This window comes from Tardiphaga sp. (genome assembly GCF_028290495.1).
Taxonomy (GTDB): domain Bacteria; phylum Pseudomonadota; class Alphaproteobacteria; order Rhizobiales; family Xanthobacteraceae; genus Tardiphaga.
This window is the reverse complement of record NZ_JAQGJT010000213.1, coordinates 1-3,275: the sequence shown is the minus strand read 5'-3', so window position 1 is coordinate 3,275 and position 3,275 is coordinate 1. Positions and strand designations below refer to the sequence as shown.

The following is a 3,275-nucleotide window of genomic DNA, read 5'->3' as shown; positions in this document are numbered from 1 at the left end:
CGCGCACGGCCGAGGAACTCACGTCGCTCGTTCGTCGCTCGGCGCGCGAAGGCAGTCTCGACCGCGACACGGCGACCCTGCTCGCACGCACGCTCGCCTTTTCAGACCTGACCGCGCAGGATGTCATGACGCCGCGCCCGCGGGTCGCCAGCATCGAGCGCACCCAGACTGCGCACGACGTGGTCCTTCTCTCGATGCGCACCGGCTTTTCGCGGTTTCCGGTGATCGACGAGAGCATCGACGACGTCGTCGGCCTTGTGCACGTCAAGCAGGCGGTCGCTGTTCCGCGCGAGAAGCGCGGCGACGTTCCCGTTTCGGCGTTGCAGGGGGATGGGCTGCGAGTTCCGGAGACGATGCGCCTCGACGTCCTGCTCGGTGAACTGCGCGGTCGCGGGTACCAGATGGCTGTCGTGGTCGACGAGTACGGCGGCACGGCGGGAGTCGCGACTCTCGAAGACCTGGTCGAAGAGCTGGTCGGTGAAGTCTCAGACGAGCACGACCGTTCAAAACCGGATGTGGTGCGCAGCCGGGACTGGTTTACGTTCCCGGGCATCCTCCGGCCCGATGAACTGCTCGAGCGCACCGATGTGAACGTGCCAGAGGACGGCCCGTGGGAGACCGTGGCGGGCTGGCTGATGAGTGAGCTCGGCCGGCTGCCCGTTGTCGGGGATGTCGTCACCGTGAACGGCGGCCAGTTCCGCATCGAGAGGCTGGATGGCCGTCGCATAGACCGCGTCCGGTATACGCCGAATCATCCAGAGGCCTCCGATGAGAACGGCGGTGATGCCCAGTGAGCGACTGGTGGGGCATCGCGTGGCTCGCCATCCTGCTGCTGGTGAACGCGTTCTTCGTCGGCGCCGAATTCTCGATCATCTCGGCCAGGCGCTCGCAGATCGAGCCGCGCGCGGATCGGGGTTCCCGCGCCGCGAAAACCGCTCTCTGGGCCATGGAGCATGCCACGCTCAGGCTCGCGACGACCCAACTCGGGATAACGGTCTGGTCGCGGCTCATCCTCAACGTGTCCGAGCCGGCCATCCACGACCTGATGTCTCAACCGCTCAATCTGCTCGGCTGGGCCGAAGCGGTCGTTGGCACGATTTCGTTTATCGTCGCGCTGCTGATCGTCTCCTTCCTGCACGTGATTGTCGGCGAGATGGTGCCTAAGAACCTGTCGTTCTCCGTTCCGGAGCGCGCCGTGCTGCTGCTGGCACCCCCGCTTGTATTCTTCGCGACCATCTTTCGGCCGATCATCGTCGCGCTGAATGCCACATCCAACGGGATTGTGCGGTTGTTTCGAATTCAGCCGAAGAGTGAGGCGACGAGTGTCTTTACCGTCGACGAGGTGGCCAATATCGTTGCCCAGTCGACGCGGGAGGGCGTTCTGAGGGACTCGTCCGGCACCGTGAGCGCCGCGTTCGAGTTCTCCACCAAGCGGGCCGAGGATGTCGCGGTCGGGATGGCAAATCTGGTCACCCTGCCGGAGGACGCAACACCGGCAGACGTTGAGCACGCGGTCGCGCAGCGGGGCTTCTCGCGCTACGTGCTCGTCAACGAGGATGGCGACCCGACCGGCTACCTGCACCTCAAAGACGTCATCGACCTGGATGAAGACGAATACCTGGAACCCGTGCCGCCCAAGCGCATCCGGCAACTGATTTCGATCTACCGCACGGTCGATCTCGAAGATGCGCTGGCGACCATGAGACGCACCGGGGTGCACGTTGCCCGGGTGTTCGACGAGGAGGCGGCGACCCGCGGGGTGCTCTTCTTCGAGGACATCATCGAGGAGCTCGTCGGCGAAGTGCAGGATGCGACTCGTCGGTCATAGCCACCCGGCGAGCTTTGGCTATCGAGCGAGCCCGGACAGGAATTCGCGCAACTCAGCGACCCCGGTGAAATGGTGGGCGGTTGCGCCGAGAGCGGCAGCGGCATCCGTATTGACGACCTTGTTGTCGATGAAGACCATGTCCTCCATGGCGATGCCGAGTTGTGCTGCGGCTTCGAGGTAAATCGCCGGCTCGGGCTTGAGTGCATCCATTTCGGCGCTGACGAATACGCGCTCAAAGTAGCGTCCCATCGGCGAGAAACGCAGCGGGCTGCCAAAGTCGAACCCCGCGTTCGACAGGATCGCGAGCCTGGTTCCGCCATCCCGGAGTTCGACGATGAGGTCGAGCGTTCCCGGTTCGACGCTGATCCACCCGCGAAAATCGGCGGCCCACAGGCGGTGAACGTCTGAGGCGCTCCATGCCGCCCCCACGTCGTCCGCGACCCGCTGCCAGTAGGCCGGAACGTCGAGGGTTCCGCGATCGAGATCATCGCGGTGTCGGTCGTAGGCCGCCCAGAAAGGTTCTGCCGCGACATCGGCGACGCTGAGCAGCGCACTTCGGTCCGCCGGGGTCGGCGAGAGCGAAATCACCTCGCCATAGTCGAAGACGACAACACGGTTCGGGATGTACAGGGGCACGACATCCAAGTTACCGCGAGAAGCTCGCCCAGACCGGTGACCGCGCGGGCCCGAGAAGCTACCGTGGAGAACATGAGCGAAGACGCCGGAACGCAGTACACCGCCTGGTCAGTGACTGATGCGGCAGCACACATTGCGGTTCCGTCGGAGGATGACGACAAGTACTCGCGAGGCGTGCTCGGCGTCATCACCGGCAGCGTGCAGTACCCGGGAGCAGCCGTGCTCGGTGTCGAGGCCGCGCTTCGCACGGGGCTCGGGATGGTGCGGTACATCGGGCCGGAACGCGCCAGCGACCTGGTGCTGGCAAGGCGCCCCGAAGTCGTCACCGGCAACGGCCGAGTGCAGGCGTGGCTGATCGGCTCGGGAATGGATGCCACGGCAGGCGGCGGCGACTCGGCCGACGCGATGCGGGATGCCGTTGCGCAGTCCGTACCGGTCATCCTCGACGGCGGGGCGTTCGACCTCATCGCCTCGGCCACCGGGCCGACAATCATTACGCCCCACTTTCGCGAGCTTGCGCGCGTCGTCGGTGGCGATCCGGCCGAGATCGCCAAAGATCCGGGTGGCGCCGCGGCGAGGGCTGCACAATCCCTCGGTGTCACGGTTCTGCTGAAGGGACACACGACGTACATCGCCGCCCCGGACGGCACCCGCCTCTCCGCGAGCGTCGCGCCTTCGTGGCTGGCCACGGGGGGTGCGGGTGACGCGCTCGGCGGCATCCTCGGGGCGCTGGTCGCCACTCACGCGGATCAGCTTGCTTCAGATGAGGGGATGCTTGCGCGGTTGGCCGCTACAGCATCCGTGATTCACG

At 65.7% G+C, this 3,275-nt stretch carries 4 protein-coding genes; 3 read left to right on the top strand and 1 reads right to left on the bottom strand.

Features of this window, described 5'->3' with window-relative positions; all coding sequences use genetic code 11:
- Both JWQ24_RS28180 and JWQ24_RS28175 read left to right on the top strand, forming a co-directional pair.
- On the top strand, nucleotides 1-794 hold a 794-nt coding region (locus JWQ24_RS28180), incomplete at its 5' end, for a hemolysin family protein (protein WP_299815809.1).
- Nucleotides 791-1,828 carry a hemolysin family protein gene (locus tag JWQ24_RS28175; RefSeq protein ID WP_299815806.1) on the top strand — a complete coding sequence of 346 codons (1,038 nt, stop codon included), beginning with the start codon at nucleotides 791-793 and terminating at the stop codon, nucleotides 1,826-1,828. The genes JWQ24_RS28180 and JWQ24_RS28175, both read left to right, overlap by 4 nt.
- An 18-nt stretch (nucleotides 1,829-1,846) precedes the next feature.
- Here JWQ24_RS28175 and JWQ24_RS28170 read toward each other — a convergent pair whose 3' ends face one another.
- Nucleotides 1,847-2,464, bottom strand: coding sequence for an HAD-IA family hydrolase (locus JWQ24_RS28170; protein WP_299815803.1), 618 nt, complete (start codon nucleotides 2,462-2,464; stop codon nucleotides 1,847-1,849).
- A 72-nt stretch (nucleotides 2,465-2,536) separates the two neighbouring features.
- Between JWQ24_RS28170 and JWQ24_RS28165 the strand changes: the two genes are divergently transcribed.
- On the top strand, nucleotides 2,537-3,275 hold a 739-nt coding region (locus tag JWQ24_RS28165), incomplete at its 3' end, for an ADP/ATP-dependent (S)-NAD(P)H-hydrate dehydratase (protein WP_299815800.1).